Below are 22003 nucleotides of genomic sequence, written 5' to 3'. Positions count from 1 at the left end.
GCTCATGTCTCCGTTGAGAGTGCGGCCGGAGCCAGTCGGCGTGAGTTCTGGGCCCATCGCGCGGCCGAGGGCGCGAGGAGTCCGGCGGCGGCGAGTGCCGCGCCGAGCAGCAGCCATCCGGTCTGGCCCATGCCGACGACGAGTGCGGTGACCAGGGCCGGCGTGACCATCGTGCCGAGCTGGGTGGACATGCCGAACAGGCCCTGGTACTGGCCCTGGGCGTGCTCCGGGGCCAGACCGAAGGACAGCGACCACGAGCCCGTGCTCCACATCATTTCGCCGAGCACGTGGAGGGCCGCTCCGGCCACCAGGATGACCACGGCCAGCCAGGCGGGCCGGCCCGTGGCCAGCGCGAACACCGCGCAGCAGGCGGCCAGCAGCAGCCCGGAGCGCCGCAGCGCCCGCGCACCACCGGTGACGGTGTCACCGCCCTTGCTCGCCCACACCTGGAGCAGCACCACCGTCACCGAGTTGAGCAGGATCAGGCCCGAGTACGTGGACGTCGGCGCGTCGGTGTGCTGGGAGATCCACAGCGGCAGTCCGACGTTGAGGATGACCGTGTTCATCGTCAGGACCGCGTTGAGGACCGAGACGGTGGCGTAGGGGAGGTCCCGCAGCACGATCCAGACCGGACCGTCCTTCTCCTTGGGCTGCGGTGCCACGTGCGGCAGCCGGAAGTAGGCCAGCCCTGCCGCGAAGACCAGCAGGCCTCCGGCGACCAGCACGCCCCGGTATCCGGCCGCCTCGTCGAAGTGCAGTGCCACACCGCCTGCCAGCGCGCCGAGCGAGAGTCCGAGGTTGCTCACCGAGCGCAGATAGGACCATGCCTTGACCCGGCCGTCCGGGGGGACGATCCCGGCGATCAGCGAACCGCGTGCCGCGTCGGTGGCCGACTCCGTGACCAGCACCAGGCAGGCGGCGACCACCAGCAGCGGGAAGCTCTCCACGAACGCGTAGCAGGTCAGGAACGCGCCCTGAAGGCACATGAACACGATGGTGGTGGCGCGTGGGCCCAGCACGTCGGCCATGTGACCCGCCGGGACGCTGGCCAGCATCCCCAGCACGCCTCCGATGGTGAGGGCAAGGGCGACCTCGCTCGCCGACAGTTCCACGGAGCGGGTGAAGTACAGCACGGTGACGGCGAGCATGATGCCGTTGCCGACCGTCTTCGCCAGATTGCTCATACACAGCAGCCGGACGGGACCCGGGGGCGGGACCAGCTCACTGAGATACGACATCGGCGGTCTCCTTCACGAGTGCGGTCAGCGCCTTGCGGTCCGCCTTGCCGTTGGCGTTCAGCGGCATCGACTCCAGGTGCACGAACCGGCGCGGCACCATGTGGATCGGGAGCACGTCCCGCAGATGCCTGATCAACCGCATGCGGGGAACGGGATCGCCGGTGTGGCAGCCGATCAGCTCGGTCTCCTCGCCATCGCGCACGGCGACCACCACGGCCTGTCCGACCTCGGGGTGGCGGCGCAGCGCGGCCTCGATCTCCCCCAGCTCGACCCGGTATCCACGGATCTTCACCTGCTCGTCGAGGCGTCCCCGGTGGACCAGTTGTCCTTCCTCGCGGCTGACGCGGTCGCCGGTGCGGTAGTAGCGGTCGGCCTCGGGCGGCCCGGTCACGTCGTGGTCCGTGAAGCGGCCCGCGTTGTCCCGCTCGTCCAGGTAGCCGTCGAAACGCTGGGCTCCGCGTACACACAACTCGCCGGATTCGGTGATCACATGGTCGAGACCGGGGTACGGCTCCCCGATCGGCACCGTGTCGTTGGACGTGCGCGGCCAGTCCTCCGGGTCGGCGGGGACCCGGAAAGCCGTGCAGGCGAGGGTGAGTTCGGTCGGCCCGTAGATGTTGTCGATCACCGAGCCGGGGGCCACCGCACGCCAGGTGCGGGCCTGGCCGTAGGTGAACTGCTCCCCGCAGAACACGCTGTACCGGAGCTCGCGCACCTGCCCGGCCGGGAGCCGGCCGAGTTCGGCACTGACCGACACCACCGACGGCACGGAGAACCAGTGCGTGAGCCTCCGTTCGGTGAGGTAGGCGACCGGGCTGAGGAGTTCGGTCGGCTCCGGCACGACCAGGGTGGCGCCGCCGCCCCAGGTGACGAAGAGATCGAAGACCGAGAGGTCGAAGGTCAGGTCGAAGGTGTGCGACATCCGGCAACCGGGACCCACCTCGTACCGGTTGATGTTGTACGAGAGGAAGGGCGCCACGTTCCGGTGCCGGATCGGCACGCCCTTGGGACGCCCCGTCGAGCCCGAGGTGAACAGCAGGTACGCGACCCGGTCGGGCTCGGCCGTGTACGCGGGCAGCCGGCCGGCCGGTACCGCGTCGAGCACCTCGTCGGCGGACAGCTCTAGCAGTGGCCACGGCGGTGTGCCGGGCCCCTGCCGTACGGCGCTGTCGGCCACCACCAGATCCACCCCGGCGAGGGTGCAGATGTCCTGGTTGCGGGTGTGCGGATACCCGGGGTTGAGCGGCACCACGCAGGCGCCGAGGCGCTGCGCGGCGAGATACCCGGCGAAGGCGACCGCGCTGCGCGAGGCCAGCAGCCCGACCCGTTCGACAGGCCCGGCATCGGTCGAGGCGATGCGCTCGGCCGTGGCCTCCGCCGCGCGCAGCAGAGCGGCATAGGTCAGGGTCCTGCCGGGCAGCTCGACGGCCACGTGGTCCGGGTACCGTTCGGCGCTGTCAGCGAACCATTCGTACAGAGTGCGGTTCATATCTCCCACAGCGTCACCGCCCAGGCCGCGACGGGGCTGTTGTTGAGCACCAGCACGAAGTCGCCTTCGCTCAGCTCCCCGCTGCTCACCAGCCGGTCCAGGTTCACCACGACGTCCATCGCGCCGAGGTGCCCGTAGCGGGCCAGGTGCTCCCGGCAGACCGGGTGGATGGGCAGAGCCAGGAGGTCCGCGTAGAAATCGAAGGCGCTCGCGGTGACGTTCTGCATCAGGGTGGCGGCGACCCGGCCCCGGTCGATCCCCGCGTCGGCCAGGACCTCCTCGACCAGACGGCCCAGGCGCAGCCGGCTCTGCATGGCGAGCTGGAACCGGTACCGGGAGGGCGCCTGGCACTCCTCGCGCCACTCGTACCAGGGTGTCTGCTTGTAGTCCACGCGGAACAGGTCGTGGAAGGAGCCGTCCGTCTCCTGCCGGTGCCCGCGGAGCACCGGCCGCCCGCCGCGGACCATGGTCATCGCGAAGGCGCCGTCACCGACCACCGTGACCGGGAAGCGTATCCGGTCGGCACCCGTGGGCCTGCTGGCATGGGTGATCAGCACACTCCGGCGGCTCGGGTCCGCGAGCAGCAGGTCCCTCGCCAGTCCCCAGGCCACGCTCGATCCGGTGCAGCCCAGACCGTCCACGGTGAAGGTCAGCGGTGAGGTCACCTTGGCCTGCGACTGCACCCGGCACACGTCCGAGCCGAGCAGGACGTCCGGTGCCCGTGCACCGACCATCAACATCACGTCGGGGTCGCCGGGATGAGCCGCGAGCAGTTCCTGGCAGGCCCGCGCGGCCAACTCCCCCTGTTCCTCCGTGTCGGCCACGCCTACGGTGTCCACTCCGCAGCCGCGGGCGAACTCCGCGTCCTCGTGCCCCAGCAGTGCGAACTCGGGCAGTTCGGTGACCGCCGTACGCCGGTCCGGCAGGAGGCAGTGGACCGCTCCGATGCCGATGCTCATCGCCGGCTCCCTTCCTCGGTCTGCTGGAACGTTGCGCTGTCGAGGACCTTGCCGAGCAGGGTGCCCACCGGACTCGTGCCGCGCGCCAGGTAGTTGAGGCCCTTGAGCAGCAGCTCACCCGTGGGCGCCGGACTGAGACCGTTCTCCCGCAGCCACGGCTGCCATCCGTCGGTCTGCATGTCGTCCTCGCCGAGTTGCTCGCCCTCCATGCCGTAGAGGGCCATGTTCGACAGCACATCGCTGCCGTCGCTCAGCGCCTCCTTGGCGACGAGGCCGCGCCACTCCTCGAGCTCGACCGCCTCGGTGGGCAGCCCGGCCGCCGGCAGCAGCTCGAACATGCCCTGCGGACTGATCAGCCGTTCATGCGCCAGGTGGTAGGCGCGACCCACCGAACCGGGCGTCCTGGACAGTTCCACGATGGCCCGGGCCACCAGGTCGACCGGCGCCACGGGCCAGGCCGCCGGATCGACAGGGCGGGCGCCGACCGCCAGGCCACTGGCGAGGATGTGCCAGATGAGGTCCTTGTCGTTGCAGGCGCCGGTGTCCGTGGAGCCGAGGATCACGCCGGGCCGGAAGATCCGCACCCGCATGCCGTCGCGCTCGGCCCGTTCCAGCAGGCGCTCCGCGACCCACTTGCTGACGCCGTAGCCGCCCTGCTCCGGGTCGAGCGGCTGCTCCCGGGTCTCCAGGATCCGGCTGCCCTCACCCATGGCATGGCCGGTGGCGGCGACCGTCGAGACGAGGCTGAAGTCCTGGATGCCGTTCTCCCGAGCCCAGTTGACCAGGTCGATCACCGGAAGCAGGTTGTCGTCCCTGAGCACCCGGTACGGCTCGGTGAACACCACGCGGGCGCCGCAGTGCAGCACATGGCCGACCCGTGTGTTCAGCGCGCCGCCGTCGTGCCCGCGCAGCGCCTCGCCTGCGGTCCTGAGATCGCCGGGGACCGGCCGCACCCGATCGGCGGGAGGCGCGGGCAGCCCGTAGCTCTCCGCGGCCTCCCGCAGCCGCCGCCAGGCGTGTTCCTCGTCCCGGGCCCGGACCAGGCAGTGGATCCGCTCACTCGTCCTGGACACCAGTTCGCTCAGCAGGAACGCGCCGAGGAATCCGGTCGCGCCGGTCAGCAGGATGTCCCGGCCCGCGGTCTCACGGTCGGCGAGAGGGCTCAGCGGCCGGCTGAGGTCCTCGTCGATCAGCGGGCCGTCTCCGTCGGCCACCCGGTAGCCCTCGTCCCCGCCGCCCAGATGACCGCGCACTATCTCCGCGATACGGCGCACCGTCGTGCGGCTGCCGCCCGCCCGGTGCATGTTGAGCAGGACCCCGTACCGCTCCTGGATCTCCAGCGCCATGCGGACGTACAGCAGCGAGGTGCCACCGAGCGAACCGAAGTCCTCGTCCAGGCCGATGGTGGCCGTGCCGAACAGTTCCCGCCACAGGGTGAGCAGCCCTTCCTCCAGCGAGTCGGCCGACGTGTCCGGAGCGGTCTCCTCCCGTACGGGGGCGGCCGGTTCCACCGGTTCGGTGACCGGGGGCATCCGGTCCAGCGCCCAGTACCGCCGGCGCGTGAACGGGTACGTCGGCAGGGCGATCCGGCGTCCGCGGCCCTGGGCCGCGGCCTCCCAGTCCACCGGTACCCCGGCGGCCCATGCCGCGCTGAGCGCCGCGTCCACCGCGTCGGCCTCCGCGGACAGGACGTGGTGGTCCCCGCCCGGGCTTTCGCCGCCGATCTGGATCACGAACGCCCCGGCGGGCGTCTCCGCCCCCTCCCGCAGGACCAAAGTCCCCGCGGGCAGCGCGGCCTCGAGCACCGATACGGTGTCCAGAGCCCCGGCGGCCTCGCCGAGCAGCAGCAGCGCGGCCCCGCGCCGCTGTTCGGCGCGTGTGGTCATCACGAACGGCGGGCGCGGCAGCCGGAGCGCGGCGGCGAGCCTCTCGGGGGCCGCGGTCACCACGCGCCGCTCGGCGAAATGGTGCCTGCCCGTCCGCAGGGTGTGCGCCACGTCCGCGACAGGGGGCCGCTCCGCCTCGAGGTGATCGGCCAGCTCGCGGGAGAGCGCGTCCAGTTCCTTCCGGGTACGGGCGGACAGCAGCAGCCGGACCTCCGGACGCTGTTCGGCCGGGGGCCGGACCGGCTCCGGCGGCGGTGCGAGCACGGCCGCCACGTTCGTACCGCCGACGCCCATCGAGTTGACCAGTACGTGCCGGTCGGTGTCCTCGCAGACGCGCTGCCCGGTCTCGATGACGAAGGGGCTGTCCGCGAGGATGCCCGGGTCACGCGGCCGTTCGAACATCGGCTGCGGCGGCAGCGAGCCGGTCCGGGCGATGTGCACCGCCTTGATGAAGCCGGTGATTCCTGCGGCGGAGCCGGTGTGGCCGACATTGGCCTTGACCGAGCCAAGCCGGCAGTAGCCCACCTGGGAGGACCCGGACCGCAGGCCGTCGGTGAGCCCCACCAGTTCGATGTGGTCCCCGAGCGCCGTGCCGGACCCGTGTGCCTCGACATACCGCAGCAGGTCCGGATCCACGTCGGCCACCCGCAGGGCGGTGGCCACCACGTCGGCGACCCCGCGGCGGGTGGGTGCCGTGAACCCGGGGCGCTCGGCGCCCTCGTTGCCCACGGCCGTACCCCGCACCACGGCGAGCACGGGATCGCCGTCCGCCAGCGCGTCCTGGAGCCGTCGCAGCGCCACCACACCGACGCCCGAGCTGAACGCCGTCCCCGTGGATCCGGCGTCGAACGAACGGCAGTAGCCGTCTTCGGACGACAGCCCACCGGGCTGGTAGCGGTACCCGGTGACCGGCTCGGTCACCGTCGTGCCGCCCGCCAGCGCGATGTCGCACTCGCCCGACAGCAGGCTGAGCGTCGCGTAGTGCACCGCGTACAGCGACGATGAGCACGCCGTCTGCACCCCGACGGCCGGACCACGCAGACCGAGCTTGTACGCGACCCGCGACGGCATCAGGTCGCCCAGGCCTCCCAGGGTCAGACCCAGGTCGTCCATGGCGGCCTTCAGCCCGTGCGTACGGGTCATCTCCGCGAGCAGCGCGGCCGAGTACAGGGTCGGGGCGCTCCCCGCGAACACCCCGACCACGGGTCCGTCGGCACTCGGGGGGTGTCCCGCTGCCTCCAGCGCCTCCCAGCAGGTCTCCAGGAAGATCCGGTGCTGCGGGTCGGTCGTCTCCGCCTCGGTGGGCGGTACGCCGAAGAACTCGGCGGCGAAGTCGGCGGCGCCGGGCAGCACCGCGGCGGTCCGAACGAACCCGGGGGCGTGCAGGGCCCGCTCCGGCACGCCGACCGCGTGCAGGTCCTCGTCGGTGAGATCGCGCATCGACACCCGGCCGGAGTCGATGTTGCGCCAGAACTCCTGCGGCGTCGAGGCGTCGGGATAGCGGCAGCCGATCCCGACGACGGCGATGTCCGTACCGTCGCTCATCGGGCACGCCCCAGCAACCTGCCGCGCTCCGTGGCGCCCCGCACCACCGGCTTGTGCTCCTCTTCGGGGGCGTCCAGCAGTGCCGCCTGGGCACGCACCGTCGCGTGTTCGAACAGGTCCGCCGCGCGCAGTTCCCGCGTCGTCAGCTCGTTGAGCTGCTCCCACAGCAGCAGGAGCAGCAGCGAGTTCCCGCCGACTTCGAGGAAGTTCTCCTCCAGCGGTACCTCGTCCGGCTCGATGCCCAAAGTCTCCGCCCAGGCATCGCGCACCTCGGTGAGTCGGTCGGCGTTCTCTATCACGTCACTTCTCCTTGATGACGGGCGCGTCAGGATCGGTCACCAGATCGGCCGCGCTCGCGGTGAGCGACGACAGCAGGTCGGCGACGGTGTCCGCGTCGAACAGCGCGGTCGCGTACTCGGCGTTCAGCTCCAGCCGGCCGCCGTCCGCGACGGCCGTCAGCTCCAGCTCGTACTTTGTGTGGATGTGGTGCGGCTTCCGGCGGCGCACCGCGACACCGGGACCGAAGTCCGGTGTGCCGTCCGGGACGTCCACGGCTGCCAGGTAGACCGGTGTGACCGGCGGCCGGTCCAGCCCCCGGTCCGGGTGGAGCGCCGCCGCCAGCGCGTCGAAGGGCAGATCGGCTGCCCGGTAGGCGTCGGTACCGGCCCGCCGCAGCCTGCCGAGCAGTTGGCGCCAGCTTGGCCCGTCCCCCAGATCGGCCCTCAGCACCAATGTGTTGACGAACATGCCGACGGCAGCGTCGGCACCGGCCGTCTCCCGCCCGGCCCAGGGGAAGGTGAACAGGAAGTCCCGCTGCTCACCCGCCCGGGCCAGCGTGGCGGCGAGCAGGGCAGCGGCCCCCATGAAGGTGGTGCAGCCGAGCTCGTCGAGGACCGTGCGGAGACGGCCGGTGAGGTCCTCGTCAAGAGTCACGCGGCAGGAGAGTGCGGCGGTGGACTGCCGGTTGCCTCGGGGGCGGTCGTGAGGCAGTGCCACATCGACGGGAGCGCCCGAGAGTTCGGCCAGCCGGGCCGCCAGGGCGCTGTCGTCGGCGGCGGGGGCCAGCAGCCTGGGGTGTACCGGGTCCGCCAGTACCGGTGCGCGGTCCTCCAGCGCCGCCCGGTACACCTCGGCCGTCTGGAGGGTCAGCAGCCGGGCCGACCAGCCGTCCGCGACAGCATGGTGGACGGCCAGGACGATCAGCGTACGGTTCTCCCCCGCCGTGATGACATCGACGCGGGCCGGGGCCTCGGTGGCGAGGTCGAAGGGGGTCCAGGCCAGCTCGTCGACATGGGCGGACAACCGGTCGTCGGACCAGTGCGTCGCGTCGGTCTCGCGTATCTCCGGCGCGGAGCCGTCCGTCCGGTAGACGAACTTCCTGAGCTTGCGGTCGAGCTCGAAACGCGACCGCAGCGCCGGGTGGCGGCCCAGCACCTCCTCCAGCGCCCGGCGCAGCAGAGCGCGGTCCAGCGGCCCCTCGCACTCCAGCACCGTGGGCAGCACGTACGCGGCACGCTGCTCCGCTATCCGGTCGAGGAAGAGGAACCGCTGCTGGACCGGGGTCGCCGGGTAAGGGCCGGGCTCGTCCGCCCTCGCCCCCACCGGCTGGGGGGACCGTTCGGCCTCCGGAACACACAGCAGCCGGCCCAGACCGGCGACCGTCGGGTCCGCGAGGAACGCGCGGGCCGTCACCGCCACCCCGTACCGGCGCTGGGCCTCGGTGAGCATGCTGACCGCGAGCAGCGAGTGGCCGCCCATGCTGAAGAAGTCGGACGCCGGCCCGGGTTCGGCTTCCCCGGCCCGCAATCGCCCTGCCTGGGCGAGGACGGTGGTGAACAGGCTGACGGCCCGCCGCACGGCGATCTCGGGCACCTCGGCCGGGTCGGCCGTGGTCCGTGCCGTCCCCGACGACGGCTCGCCGAGCGCGGCCACCCGGGGCTCTATACCTCCCAGGCCCTCCACCAGCTCGCGAACCGTCCGGTCGGGGGCGGCCACGACCGCGGCGAGCAGCTCCCGGAAATCCTCCGCGATCCCCTCGGCGACATCGCGGGGGTAGGTGTCCGTGGCGTACTCCAGCGCGCCCCTGAGCCCGTCCGGTGTCTCCTCCAGGAGCATCAGGACGTCGAACTTCGCCTTTCCGGTGGGCAGCTCGACCGGCCTGTGCCACAGCGCCCGGGCCGTGTCGCCGGACTGCGGCATGTTCTGCAGGGTGAATCCCACGTCGACCAGTGCGCTGCGCCCTTCCTGCCTGGCCTCGGTGACGGCGGCGGTCAGCTGGTTGAAGGGCAGCCTCTGGTGGCTGAGGGAGCGGAACGCCTCTCCGCGCACCTGGCGGCACAGCAGGGAGAAGGTGTCCTCCGGCTCGATCCAGCAGCGCAGCGGCACGGTGTTGACGAAGAACCCGGAGAGCTCCTCCAGGGAGGGATGGGGACGGTTCGCGGTCAGTGTGCCGACGAGGAACCCGGTGCGTCCCGACCAACGCAGCAGCACCGTCTGAAAGGCGGCCAGCGCGACGACGTACGGGGTCGCCCTCAGGGTCCGTGCCAGGGCGCAGACATCCGTCCAGGTCTCCTGCGGCACCTGGAAGTCGATCTGTTCACCGGGCGCCGACCCGATGGGCTCGCCCCCCGCCAGGCGGCCCGCCAGAGGCAGCCGAGCCGGGGACCTGACGAGCTCCCGTGCCCGTTCCGCGAGCTGCTCCCGCAGCTCCGGGTCGTCTGCCTGGCCCCGGTCCCAGACGGCGAAGTCGGTGTACTGAAGGGGGAGTTCGTCCAGTGCCGGCTTGTCCCCTGCGCACGCCTGCCGGTAGGCATCCGCGAGGTCGTCGAAGACGGGAGCCAGCGACCATCCGTCGACGGCGATGTGATGAATGGTCAGGAGCATCGCATCGCCGTCCGGGAGACCGCGCCAGACCACACAGCGCAGCAGCGGGCCCTCGGCCAGATCGAAGGGCTCGCGCGCCCTTCGGGCCGCGTCCTCGCGGGCCCGTTCGGCGGCGTGCGGGACCCCGGTGAGGTCGACGACCTCGACCGGAACGGGCCAGGGTTCGCCCACGCACTGCACCGGTACGCCCTCACGCGTGCCATAGGTGGTGCGCAGGATCTCGTGGCGCGCCACGAGTGCGGTCAGGGCGGCCTCGAGCGCGTCCGGGTCGACTGGCTCGTGCCACCGGGTGAACAGGGGGACGTTGTAGGTCGGTGCCCCCGGCATGGAGGCATCGATGAACCAGAGCCGCTCCTGGGCGTAGGACAGCGGCGCACTGCGTGCTCCGAGCCTGCGCGGGACAGGCGGACAGGACTTATCCAACGTTTTCCCTCCACGACGGGCAGGGTGAAACCGGACTGGTGGAATAGGGGGAACAGGCGAACAGAGGCCAGGCCTGAGAGAGCCCGGTACACAAGGGGCACCGGGCGCCCCCGCGGTAGGGGGCGCACCGGGTTGGGCGTCCGCGCGCTTCGGCGGTCACACGTCACACGGTGGAGGGGCGGAGCCGACGAGCCCGCCCCGGCTCACTCGGCGGCGGCGCGCACCTTGCCGACCAGGTCGGCCAGCGAGTCCGCCAGGAGGATGTCCGCGGGCTCGAGCCGCAGCGGCACCTGCTTCTGGATACGGGAGGCGAGCTGGGTGGCGAGGATGGAGTTGCCGCCCATGTCGATGAAGTTGTCACCCGGGGACACGGTGGTCGCCCCGAGGACCTCCTGCCACAGCTTCTGGACGGTCCGTGCGATCTCGTCGTCCGGCAGCAGTACGTCCTGGCCCCCGGCCTCAGTGCCTCCGGTCTGCCGGGCGAGCAGCTCCGCGATCCGGGCGCGGTCCGCCTTGCCCGTGGCACCGATGGGCAGCTCGGACAGGACGAGCCACCGCAGCGGAACCATGTACGGAGGGAGCCGCTCGCCGAGCCGGGCGGTGAGCGCGCCGGGGAGGTCGCCGTCGGGCACCGAGGAGCGGGAGTCGGGAAGGACGCACCCGACCAGCTCGGCCGCCGTCCCCTCGCCGACCTTCTCGATGAACGCCGCGTCCGCGAGCCCGGTCGCGACGGCGGCCTGCTCGATCTCCTCCAGCTCGATGCGGAATCCGCGCAGCTTCACCTGCCGGTCACGCCGGCCCAGCATCTCCAGCGCCCCGTCGGGCAGCAGCCGTACGAGGTCGCCGGTGCGGTAGACGAGGTCGCGGGTACGGGGTTCGGTCACGAACCGGTCGGCGGTGAGGTCCGGGCGGCCCAGGTAGCCGAGGGCGACTCCCGGTCCTCCGAGGCAGAGTTCGCCCGGCTCGCCCGGAGGGACCTCGGCCAGATCGTCGCCCAGGACATGGGCGGTGGTCTGCTGGAGCGGGTACCCGATCGGCACCCGCTCACGGCCGGCGAGGCTCTCGGGGGTGCACTCGAAGTACGTGGCGAAGGCGGTCGCCTCCGTCGGTCCGTATCCGTTGACCAACCGCGCGGGAGGCTCGGCCGCGAGAACCCGCAGGCTGGCGGAGAGATCCAGCTGCTCGCCGCCGACGACGAGGTTGCGAAGCGTGGCGAACGCGCCTGGCTGCTCCCAGGCGACCGTGTGGAACAGGGAGGTGGTCAGGAACATGGTGGCGATGCGCTCGTCGCGCACCAGCGCGATCCAGTCCTCCATCGTCAGGTCCGTGACCGTGGGGAACGGTACGACCGTGCCCCCCGAGGTCAGCGTGGACCAGATCTCGCAGGTGGTGACGTCGAAGGCCGGGTTGCAGGTGTTGGCGACCCGCTCACCGGGCTCGATGACGCAGTAGTTGGGCCTGGTCACCAGCCGGATCACCGCACGGTGCGGGATGACGACGCCCTTGGGGCGCCCGGTAGACCCGGAGGTGTACGTGACGTAGACCGGGTCTTCGCCACCGGCCTCGTACAGGGCCTGCCGGTCCGACTCGGCCTCGGCCGTGAGCGTGCGCAGCCCCGGCGGCATCCGGTCCGGCTCGGTGTCCTGCGCGATCACGGCAGCTGCCGCGGCGGACTCGGCGAGAATGCCGGCCACCCGCTCACGCGGAGCCTGCGCGTCGAGGGGGAGGTAGGCGGCTCCCGCCCGGACGATGCCGAGGAAGGCCACGACGAGCTCAGCGGACCGGCGCAGATCGACGGCGACCAGGTCGCCCTTGCCGATCCCCATACCGGCCAGTGCCCCGGCGAGCCCGCCGGCCCTGTGCCACAACTCCGCGTACGTGAGTGACTTCCCTGTGACCGGGTCGTGCACCGCGAGGGAGTCGGGCCGGCGTCGTACCCACTCCTCCACTAGCCGGTGCACTCCGGGAGCCCCCGTCTGGACGCGGGCAGGACTGTCCACAGCACCTAACTGGTCACGCAATTTCAACTTCCCCCGTTTCGAACAATGGCTACGCGGCTCGGTCGTCGACTTCGCCGCATGGCTGTCCCCGAGGCTCGCACCGGCCCGAGATCTTGTCAACGCTCGTCAAGCACTCGAAAGTCAATTGGCGGATGCTCACATCCTCCTTACGCGCGCCACCTGCGGAAACTCGAGAACACCTTGACCGAAAATCGATGCCAGGGTGCACAACTCGCCTTACACACACGCCACTTGCGCTTGCCCGCGATCAAGGACTGAGGCAGTCTGACACTGCCACCCGGATCCCGGGGGCGGCAGCCCGGCGTGTTTCCGGAATGGTTACTTCAGCGTCGCCGGGCGCATAGTGAATTAACCATTCCGGAAGTTCACTCTTCACCTTTTCAAGAATCACCAGACCCAGGGCGGCTCCGTGGAGTGACCATCGGCGTAGCGGAGCAGCGAAACCCGAGGAGAGCGGCAATGGACCGTGGCGCGTGGGTGATTGCCCGCATACCAGGGCCTTGTGACACTCTCCCCATGAGCAGACGCACTCAGGCGCAGCGGGACGCGATCACCGTCGAGATCGGATACGCGCTGTTCAGTGCCGCCTTCGCGGCGGCACTGGTGGGCGGAGCCGTCATGGGCCCCGCGTTCGCGCTGGATCTGCCGCGCTCCGTGGCACGCGCCCTGCGGATCGCGGGTCTTGTGCTGGGGGCCGTGGTGTTCACGGCCCGCATCGTGCACGTGCTGTGGCGCTTTCCCCGTGGACGCGACGGTGCTCAGGCAAACCGCCCCGAGGGGACGGGTCCCGAGCGCCCGTAAGCCCCAGGTCACTCGTTTTCCGGAGTGTTCCCGGCCGTTCCGGGTCGTTCCGGGTCGTTCCGGATCAGCGTCAGGGGCTGACGACCGCCCCGTCGGAGTCGGGATCCCCGGCCGCGCCGCCCGTCTCCCCACCGCCCTCGCCGCCGGGCCCCGCATCGGTCGGCTGTACCCGGTCCAGCGCCTCCAGCGCGCGCCGGACCATCGGCCGGGAACGCACGATGCCGGCGAGCGAGGTCGATCCACGGGTGATGTCGGCGAACGCCTTCCAGACGGGCCGGAAGCCGCTGAGGGTCGCGTGCAGCAGGCCGGGGCGGCGCTCGAAGATCGTGAGCAGCCGCCGCCCGACCGCCATCTCCACGCCCAGTCCCGCCTTGATGGCGAAGGCGTAGTTCAGCGCCTGGCGCCTGGCGTCCACCGCGTCGTTCGCCTCTGCGATGCGTACGGCCCACTCCCCCGCGAGCCGGCCCGAGCGCAGGGCGAACGAGATGCCCTCCCGGGTCCAGGGCTCCAGCAGACCGGCCGCGTCACCGCACACCAGCACCCGCCCACGCGACAGCGGGGAGTCCTCGGCGCGGCAGCGGGTGAGATGGCCGGACGAGACGGCGGGCTCGAAGCCGGACAGACCGAGCCGGGCGATGAAGTCCTCCAGATAGCGCTTGGTGGCCGCCCCGTCGCCGCGGGCCGAGATCACCCCCACGGTCAGCGTCTCGCCCTTGGGGAAAACCCAGCCGTAACTCCCGGGCATCGGGCCCCAGTCGATGAGCACCCGCCCCGCCCAGTCCTCCGCGACCGTCGCGGGCACCGGGATCTCGGCCTCCAGGCCGAGATCAACCTGCTCGAGTTTGACCCCGACGTGTGCCCCTATCCGGCTGGCACTGCCGTCCGCGCCGACGACGGCCCTCGCCAGCACGGTCTCCCCGTCGGCGAGCACGACCGCGACGGTGCGGCGGTCGGGTACGGCCGGACCGTGCTGCTCCACGCGGGAGACAGTGGCTCCGGTGCGCAGCTCCGCTCCGGCCTTCTGGGCCCGCTCGACCAGGCCGGCGTCGAACTCGGAGCGGTTGACGAGCCCGAAGAGCATCCGGCGCGAGCGGCGGGTGCGGCTGAGCTTTCCGTTCAGCGAGAACGTGACGGCGTGCACACGGTCCTGGAACGGCAGCTCGAAACCGGGGGGCAGAGCATCCCTGGAAGGGCCGATGATGCCGCCGCCACAAGTCTTGTAGCGAGGCAGCTCCGCCTTTTCCAGGAGGAGCACCCTTCGTCCGGCAACGGCGGCGGCGTACGCGGCCGATGCCCCGGCCGGTCCGGCCCCGACCACGACGACGTCCCACACCGGGACCTCCCGCTCCGGCTCGCCCTGTCCGCTGACGGCGTCTGCGTTCTCGCTGCTCACGATGTGCTTCTGCTCCCGATCCGAACCTATGGCCCAAGCTCTCGACGGCATCCTACGGGCGCGGTCCTGCACCCCCGCTGTGGGAGGATCGGCCGTACCTTCGCAGTACACCCACCGAGGACAACGTCGCACCCACAAGGAGCGTGCCCATGACCGTGAATCCGATCGCCGAGACCGTCGCGTCCCTGATGCCCCGTGCCAAGACGGAGCTGGCGGAGCTCGTGCGGTTCCAGTCGGTGGCGGACCCGGCCGTGGCCCCCAGGAGCGAGTGCGAGGCGGCTGCGAACTGGGTGGCCGACGCGCTGCGCGGGGAGGGCTTCCAGGACGTGGCGCTGCTCGACACCCCCGACGGCTCCCAGTCGGTGTACGGCCTGCTGCCTGGCCCGGAAGGTGCGCCGACGGTGCTCCTGTACGCGCACTACGACGTGCAGCCGACGGTGGACGAGGCCGCGTGGGTGTCCCCGCCGTTCGAGCTGACGGAGCGGGGCGGCCGCTGGTACGGCCGCGGCGCCGCCGACTGCAAGGGCGGCTTCGTCATGCATCTGCTGGCCCTGCGCGCCCTCAAGGCCGGCGGCGGGATACCGGTTTCGGTCAAGGTGATCGTCGAGGGCTCGGAGGAGCAGGGCACGGGCGGCCTCGAGCGGTACGCGGAGGCCCATCCGGAACTGCTGCGCGCGGATGCGATCGTGATCGGCGACACGGGCAATTTCCGCGTCGGGCTGCCGACCGTGACCGCGACCCTGCGCGGGATGACGATGGTCCGCGTCCGTATCGACACGCTCGAGGGCAATCTGCACTCGGGCCAGTTCGGCGGTGCCGCGCCGGACGCCCTGGCGGCCCTGATCCGGGTGCTGGACTCGCTGCGTGCGGCGGACGGCTCGACCGTCATCGACGGCCTCGGCGCCGGGGCCTCCTGGGACGGCCTCCAGTACCCGGTGGAGGACTTCCGCAAGGACGCGAAGGTCCTGGACGGTGTCGGCCTGATCGGCTCCGGTACGGTGGCCGACCGCCTGTGGGCCCGCCCGGCCGTCACCGTGATCGGCATCGACTGCCCTCCGGTGGCCGGTGCCACGCCGTCGGTGCCCGCGAGCGCCCGCGCGCAGATCAGCCTGCGGGTGCCGCCCGGCCATGACGCGTCCGAGGCGACGAAGCTGCTGTTCGCCCACCTCGAGAAGCACACGCCGTGGAACGCCCGGGTGAGCCTCGAGCAGGTGGGTCAGGGCCAGCCGTTCCGTGCGGACGTGAACAGCCCGGCGTACACCTCCATGGCCGAGGCGATGCGGATCGCGTATCCGGGCGAGGAGATGCAGTCGGCGGGTATGGGCGGCTCGATCCCGCTGTGCAACACCCTTGCCGCGCTCTACCCGGAAGCCGAGATTCTGCTGATCGGCCTGAGCGAGCCGGAGGCGCAGATCCACGCGGTGAACGAGAGTGTGTCCCCGGAGGAGCTGGAGCGGCTGTCGGTGGCCGAGGCTCATTTCCTGGTGAACTATGCGCGCTCGAAGCAGGCATAGCGAACGCGGACCGCGGCGGCCGGTCAGCCGGCGCCGGGGGACGCCCGACCGGGTGCCCCTGGCGGCCGCTACCCGACGGGTATCCCGGCCTCCAGGGTGAGCACCTTCCCCCGCTCGCGGGCGCGCAGGGCCCAGCGCAGCCGTTCGTAGCGGTGCGGGGGTAGCAGCGACGCGGCCTCCTCCTCGGACACGAACCGCCAGGCCCTCAGCTCGTCACCGGGCAGCAGGATCTCCGCGGCGGCCCCGGCATCGAGCCGGCCGCCGTCGAAGAGCATCCGCACACCCCCGTAGCCGGGCGGCCGTGGCGGTTCCCAGTCGATGACGAGCAGCCGGGGCACGGTGTCGAGGCGTACGCCGATCTCCTCGGCCACCTCCCGCATCCCCGCACGGGCCGGGGACTCCCCCGGCTCCACCACTCCGCCGGGGAACTCCCAGGCGGGCTTGTAGGTGGGGTCGACGAGGAGCACCCGGTCCTCGTGGTCGAAGAGAAGCACCCCGGCCGCCACGGTCTCCGCGGTCGGCTCCGGCGTCTGCACGATCTCGCGCGCCCCGGCCTCGCCGGTGCGTACGGCTTCGGCGATGGCCTCGGCGGTCTCACGGGGGGTCAGATACGAGGTGTCGACGACATGGGCGTCGGCCCTGAGCCAGTCCCGGAGCGCCTGCTGGTACGGCTCGATGTGGTCGTAGGCCCATTGCCGTACGCGTTCTTCGGCATCGGGGATGTCCGGCTCCTCGCGTACGGCGATACGGGCCCGCAGGATCGTTTCCTCCGGGGCGAGCAGGACATGGCACACCGGTATGCGACGGGCGGCGAGACCGCCGAAGATCTCGTCCCGGTACTCCTGGCGCAGCAGCGTCATGGGCGCCACCAGGACACCCCCGCCGACCTCGCTCAGCAGCGCGGACGCCGCGTCCACCACCAACCGCCGCCAGATCGGCAGGTCCTGGTAGTCGGTCACCTCGTCCAGGCGTTTGCGCGGCAGGAGATACCGCAGCGCCCCACCGATCACCTCGGGGTCGTACAACGTGCTGTTCGGGATCAGATCGATCAGCTCGCGAGCAGCAGTGGTCTTGCCCGCGCTGAACGTACCGTTGATCCAGACGATCACGCTTGCCCCCTCTTTCCGTAGCCCCCAGTGGACTCTCCGCTACACCCTGCCATGGAACCGGGCCGTACGGGCCAGGGCGTCCGGTCGGCAGCGGTCCGAAACCGGCCGCTCCGGGCTGTGCAGCGCCCGGAGTCAGTCCTTGGGCGAGGCCGGTCCGGCCACGGTGGCCGCGGCCGCCGCGCCGAGGAGTCCCGCGTCCCTCCCGGTGCGGGCCGGGGCCACCACGACGCCCTGCACGAAGGAGAGCGTGGCGTAGTCGTGGAGGGCCTTGCGCAGGGGGACGAAAAGCACGTCCCCGGCGCCCGCTACTCCCCCGCCGATGACGGCGATACGGATCTCCACGAGCGCCGCGACCGCAGCGATGGCCGCGGCCAGCGCCTGGGCGGCACGTTCGAAGGATGCGGCGGCGACCGGGTCGCCCGCCGCCGCCGCGGCGGCGACCGCTGCCGCCGATGTGTCGCCGTCAGGGCCGGGCCGCCAGCCCTTGTCGAGCGCGCGGCGCGCGATGCTGGGACCGCTCGCGATCCGCTCCACACAACCGCGGCCACCGCAGGGGCACTTCTCGCCGTCGAGGTCCACGCTGATGTGGCCGATGTGGCCCGCGTTTCCGGTCGGTCCCGGGTGCGGCCGGCCACCGAGCACCAGGCCGCCACCCACGCCTGTGGAGACCACCATGCACAGGGCGTCGTCATACCCGCGCGCGGCTCCGAGCCAGTGCTCGGCGGCCGTCATGGCGACACCGTCGCCGACCAGTTCGACCGGGAGGCCGCCCGACGCGGTACGCACCCGGTCCACGAGCGGAAACCCACGCCAGCCCGGCACGTTGACGGGGCTGACCGTGCCCGCGGACGCGTCCACCGGCCCGGCGCTCCCGATGCCGACGGCTTTGGTGTGCGCCCACAGCGGTGAGGCCACGAGCTCCCCGAGCACCTCGTCGACCGCACACATCACCGTCTCGGCGTCCTCGCGCGCCGGCGTCGGCCGCTGGGCGCGCAGCAGGATCCTGCCGGCGGTGTCCACCAGGGCGCCGGCGATCTTGGTACCGCCGATGTCGAGCGCGGCGACGAGGTCGTTATGCATCAGTGAGCGATCTCCCAGCGACTGGCCGCAGGTCGGATCCGGGCCCGCGGCTTCGATCATCCAGTCTCCACTGCGCTGACAACGTTGTCCAGGGCCTATGCTCGACGCCACAGCCTCGCACGGCACCACGGCTTCGGGGCGCGCAGCGCACAGGAACTCCCCCCTCCCGCCCCCAGGCGGGCGCATCGCCCCCGACAGACGTATCAGCCAGACGCACCGCCCACGCAGACACGACGAGAAGGACAGCGCACTGTGGCCGAGTTCGCCCGCCGACCCGAGACCAACCGCTATGGCACCCGGCCCACGATGAAGGACGTGGCCGCGCGCGCCGGGGTCGGGCTCAAGACGGTCTCACGGGTGGTGAACGGCGAGGCGGGCGTCACACCGGACACCGAACGCAAGGTGCAGGAGGCCATCGAAGCCCTGGGCTTCCGGCGCAACGACAGCGCACGCGTGCTGCGCAAGGGCCGCACCTCGTCGGTCGGGCTCGTCCTGGAGGACCTCGCCGACCCCTTCTACGGTCCGCTCAGCCGGGCGGTCGAGGAGGTCGCCCGTGCCCACGGCGCACTGCTCATCAACGGCTCCAGCGCCGAGGACCCGGACCGCGAGCAGGAGTTGGTGCTCGCGCTGTGCGCCCGCCGCGTGGACGGACTGATCGTCATCCCGGCCGGAGACGACCACCGTTATCTGGAACCGGAGATCAAGGCGGGCATCGCCACGGTGTTCGTGGACCGGCCCGCGGGGCGGATCGACGCGGATGTGGTTCTGTCCGACAGCTTCGGCGGCTCCCGTGCCGGCGTCGCGCACCTCATCGCACACGGACACCGCAGGATCGGGTTCGTCGGCGACCAGCCCCGCATCCACACGGCACAGGAGCGGCTGCGGGGGTACCACGCCGCGATGGAGGACGCCGGCCTGCCGGTGGACGAGCGCTGGGTCTCGCTCGGCTCGACCGAACCCGAGCGGGTCACCGCCGCGGTGGAACAGGTGCTCTCCGGGCCGGAGCCGGTCACCGCGCTGTTCGCGGGCAACAACCGGGTGACCGTGACCGCCGTGCGGGTGCTCGCGGGGCGCGAGGCACCGGTCGGGCCCGTCGCGCTGGTCGGATTCGACGACATCGAGCTCGCCGATCTGCTGGGAATCACCGTCATCGCCCAGGACGCGGCGGCCCTCGGCCGCACGGCGGCGGAGCGGCTGTTCCGCCGCCTGGACGGAGCGGCCGAGGAGCCGGCCCGCGTGAAGCTGACGACCAGGCTGCTGGCCCGTGGCTCGGGCGAGCTGCCGCCTCCGCCCGGAGTGCGCTGAGGGAATCGCGTCCGGCACCGCCGGCGGAAGCAGCACCCGTTCACGACAAGGTGAGTTGACCCGCGTCCGGCTGGGTGCCCCGCATGCCGGCACCGGATCGCCGCGACCGGGCACCCCGGCGCCATACGGTCGCCGCACACCGCCGGCGAACACGCAGAGTCGCGACGAGTTGCGCTGAGTCCACCACTCAAGACAATGGTTGGGGCGGCATTTCCGCCCGAGGCGGAGGGAGAGGGATCGTGAAGCCTTCGATAGCTGTCTCTCAGGATTCGGACCGCATCCGCGTCGTGAGACTGCTCCATGTCCGCGAGGGCATGGAGGACGGTTTCGTCAGAGCGTACAAACAGGTACGCAGAAAGGCCGCAGCCAGTCCTGGCCATCTCAGTGAGCAACTGTGCCGCTCGGCTGAGAATCCCGCCCAGTGGCTGCTCACCAGCGAGTGGGAGAACATGGACGCCATCAAGCGGTGGCGCACGAGCTCCGAGCACGAGGTGCTCGTCCAGCCGATGAACGCGTGTCTCCTCGAGGAACGCACCACCACGGTGTTCAACGTCGTGGAATGACCGTCCGCCCCACCGGCCGGTGGGGCGCGTGGCGGGCCCGTCTCCGTGCGCAGGTCGCACCGTGTGACGGGTCCGCCCTCTGACACCTCAGGCCCTTCGTACCGGATCTGACGGGCCCCACGGCGGTCGGCAGCGCCGTGCGGGCACATCGTGAACGCGCCCCCCGGACCACGGCCGTGACGGCCGAGCCTCCGAACGGGGATCCGCCCCTCCGCGGCGGTCGTCAGACGCGGGCCAGGCCGTCAGCCGACGGCCACTCACCCGGCCGCGGCCGTGAGCCCACCGCGACGGGGACGGGCGTAGGCCTCGATGCCGGAGCGGGACAGGCCGGTGAGCGCGGTGACCTCCGCCTCGTCGAGCGCTCCGCACTCCAGCCCGCGCAGCAGATAGCCGCCGAGTGCCTTCGCGGTGGCGGGCTCGTCCATGATGTCGCCCTCGGTCCGCGCCGCGTAGGCGGCGAGCCGGGCCGCCGCCGCGGCCATGCCCTCTCGGTAGAAGGCGAAGACCGCGGCATAGCGGGTGGGGAGATGGGCCGGGTGCATGTCCCAGCCCTGGTAGTACGCGCGGGCCAGGGCGCGGCGCGTGAGGCCGTAGTGCAGCCTCCAGGCCTCGTGGACGTGCTCCGTGGAGCCGACGGGCAGCACGTTCGTGGAGCCGTCGGACACCCGCACGCCCGTGCCGGCGGCTGCGACCTGCATGATCGCCTTGGCGTGGTCCGCGACCGGATGGTCGCTCGCCTGGTACGCGGCGCTGACACCGAGGCAGGCGCTGTAGTCGAAGGTGCCGTAGTGCAGGCCGGTGGCCCTGCCTTCGGCGGCGTCGATCATCCGCGCGACGGTGGCCGTGCCGTCGGCGGCCAGAATGGCCTGGCTGGTCTCGATCTGGATCTCGAAGCCGATCCGGCCGGATTCCAGCCGGTGCGCGTTCTCGAAGGCCTCCAGGAGGCGGACGAGCGCCGCGACCTGCTCGGGGTAGGTGACCTTGGGGAGTGTGAGCACCAGCCCGTCGGGCAGTCCGCCCTGCTCCATCAACCCGCTGAGGAAGATGTCCGTGGTGCGGATGCCCCGGTCTCGGACCGCAGCTTCCATGCACTTCATGCGGATGCCCGTGTACGGCGCCGTGGTGTCGGGGTCGGCCTCGGCGAGCAGCCGGGCGGCGCGGGCCGCGTCCGTGTCCTCGTCGATGCCCCGGTAGCCGTCCTCGAAGTCCACCCGGAGGTCCTCGATGGGCTCGCGCTCCAGCTTGGCCCTCACCCGGGCGTATACGGGCTCAGCGAGCTCGTCGGAGAGGCCCAGCACGAGCGCGAGGGCTTCCGCGTCGGGGGCGTGCTCGTCCAGGGCGGCGAGTGCGTGGTCGCCCCAGGACCGTACGGTGCCCGCGCAGAACACCTCGCCCGGCACGTAGACGGTGTGGACGGGCTGACGGTTGCCGGGGTCTCCCGGGTAGCGGCGGGCGAGCTCGGAGTCGACCGGCGCGAGGGAGGCGCCGATGGCCTCGCCTACCCCGCCTGCCAGGCTCGTGGTCACCTTCTCCTGCTGCCCCATCGCCGCACACCCTCCGATTTTCCGTTCAACGGAACCAGCTATCCGCATGGTGAAGCTAGTCGGCACGACTGAGCTGCGTCAATGGTCCACCGGAACGGCACGGGGCCGCGCGGTGGATTCCACCGCGCGGCCCCGGGACGGACGCCACCTGGAGAGATCAGCCCTTGCGGGTGTTGATGTCCTCGGTGAGCTGGGGGACGACGTTGAAGAGGTCGCCGACGACGCCGTAGTCGACGAGGTCGAAGATCGG

Annotated in this window: 15 protein-coding genes; 4 read left to right on the top strand and 11 right to left on the bottom strand. The window is 71.6% G+C overall.

The window, feature by feature from the left end:
* Positions 1-2: 2 nt before the first annotated feature.
* From ABZ532_RS27795 to ABZ532_RS27765, 7 genes are all read right to left on the bottom strand, one after another.
* A complete protein-coding gene (locus ABZ532_RS27795) occupies positions 3-1238 on the bottom strand; it encodes an MFS transporter (protein WP_361289462.1) in 1236 nt (411 codons plus the stop codon).
* Positions 1222-2727 (bottom strand): amino acid adenylation domain-containing protein, encoded by a 1506-nt coding sequence (locus ABZ532_RS27790; protein ID WP_361289459.1) that lies wholly within the window; start codon positions 2725-2727, stop codon positions 1222-1224. The genes ABZ532_RS27795 and ABZ532_RS27790 overlap by 17 nt, the downstream gene beginning before the upstream one ends.
* Positions 2724-3686 (bottom strand): 3-oxoacyl-[acyl-carrier-protein] synthase III C-terminal domain-containing protein, encoded by a 963-nt coding sequence (locus tag ABZ532_RS27785; RefSeq protein ID WP_361289456.1) that lies wholly within the window; start codon positions 3684-3686, stop codon positions 2724-2726. The genes ABZ532_RS27790 and ABZ532_RS27785 overlap by 4 nt, the downstream gene beginning before the upstream one ends.
* Entirely contained in the window at positions 3683-7117 is a 3435-nt protein-coding gene (locus tag ABZ532_RS27780) for a thioester reductase domain-containing protein (RefSeq protein WP_361289453.1), read from the bottom strand. Before ABZ532_RS27780 ends, ABZ532_RS27785 begins: the two co-directional genes overlap by 4 nt.
* Positions 7114-7416 (bottom strand): acyl carrier protein, encoded by a 303-nt coding sequence (locus tag ABZ532_RS27775; protein ID WP_361289450.1) that lies wholly within the window; start codon positions 7414-7416, stop codon positions 7114-7116. Before ABZ532_RS27775 ends, ABZ532_RS27780 begins: the two co-directional genes overlap by 4 nt.
* Before the next feature lies 1 nt (position 7417).
* Entirely contained in the window at positions 7418-10423 is a 3006-nt protein-coding gene (locus ABZ532_RS27770; protein ID WP_361289447.1) for a condensation domain-containing protein, read from the bottom strand.
* Between the two features lie 203 nt (positions 10424-10626).
* Positions 10627-12423: a non-ribosomal peptide synthetase gene (locus tag ABZ532_RS27765; protein WP_361289444.1), complete on the bottom strand. Its 1797-nt coding sequence runs from the start codon at positions 12421-12423 to the stop codon at positions 10627-10629.
* 537 nt (positions 12424-12960) lie between these two features.
* Here ABZ532_RS27765 and ABZ532_RS27760 point away from each other — a divergent pair.
* Positions 12961-13245, top strand: coding sequence for a DUF6332 family protein (locus tag ABZ532_RS27760; RefSeq protein ID WP_361289441.1), 285 nt, complete (start codon positions 12961-12963; stop codon positions 13243-13245).
* A gap of 70 nt (positions 13246-13315) precedes the next feature.
* Here ABZ532_RS27760 and ABZ532_RS27755 read toward each other — a convergent pair whose 3' ends face one another.
* On the bottom strand, positions 13316-14638 hold the full coding sequence (locus tag ABZ532_RS27755; protein WP_361289438.1) for a geranylgeranyl reductase family protein: 1323 nt from the start codon (positions 14636-14638) through the stop codon (positions 13316-13318).
* Between the two features lie 149 nt (positions 14639-14787).
* Between ABZ532_RS27755 and ABZ532_RS27750 the strand changes: the two genes are divergently transcribed.
* The gene (locus ABZ532_RS27750; RefSeq protein ID WP_361289434.1) at positions 14788-16152 is read left to right on the top strand and encodes a dipeptidase; all 1365 of its coding nucleotides are present in this window, start codon (positions 14788-14790) and stop codon (positions 16150-16152) included.
* A 68-nt stretch (positions 16153-16220) separates the two neighbouring features.
* Here ABZ532_RS27750 and ABZ532_RS27745 read toward each other — a convergent pair whose 3' ends face one another.
* On the bottom strand, positions 16221-17261 hold the full coding sequence (locus tag ABZ532_RS27745) for an NUDIX domain-containing protein (RefSeq protein ID WP_361289431.1): 1041 nt from the start codon (positions 17259-17261) through the stop codon (positions 16221-16223).
* Positions 17262-17393: 132 nt separating this feature from the next.
* A complete protein-coding gene (locus ABZ532_RS27740; RefSeq protein ID WP_361289428.1) occupies positions 17394-18341 on the bottom strand; it encodes an ROK family protein in 948 nt (315 codons plus the stop codon).
* A gap of 252 nt (positions 18342-18593) precedes the next feature.
* On the opposite strand from ABZ532_RS27740, the gene ABZ532_RS27735 reads away from it, so the two are divergent.
* Entirely contained in the window at positions 18594-19646 is a 1053-nt protein-coding gene (locus tag ABZ532_RS27735; protein ID WP_361289425.1) for a LacI family DNA-binding transcriptional regulator, read from the top strand.
* 287 nt (positions 19647-19933) lie between these two features.
* The gene (locus ABZ532_RS27730) at positions 19934-20209 is read left to right on the top strand and encodes an antibiotic biosynthesis monooxygenase family protein (protein ID WP_361289422.1); all 276 of its coding nucleotides are present in this window, start codon (positions 19934-19936) and stop codon (positions 20207-20209) included.
* 257 nt (positions 20210-20466) lie between these two features.
* Here the strand turns inward: ABZ532_RS27730 and ABZ532_RS27725 are convergent, their stop codons facing one another.
* Positions 20467-21753: an aldolase/citrate lyase family protein gene (locus ABZ532_RS27725; protein WP_361289419.1), complete on the bottom strand. Its 1287-nt coding sequence runs from the start codon at positions 21751-21753 to the stop codon at positions 20467-20469.
* Positions 21754-22003 lie beyond the last annotated feature (250 nt).

The organism is Streptomyces sp. NPDC019396 (assembly GCF_040632375.1).
GTDB lineage: Bacteria > Actinomycetota > Actinomycetes > Streptomycetales > Streptomycetaceae > Streptomyces.
This window is presented reverse-complemented; position numbering and strand designations above follow the sequence as displayed.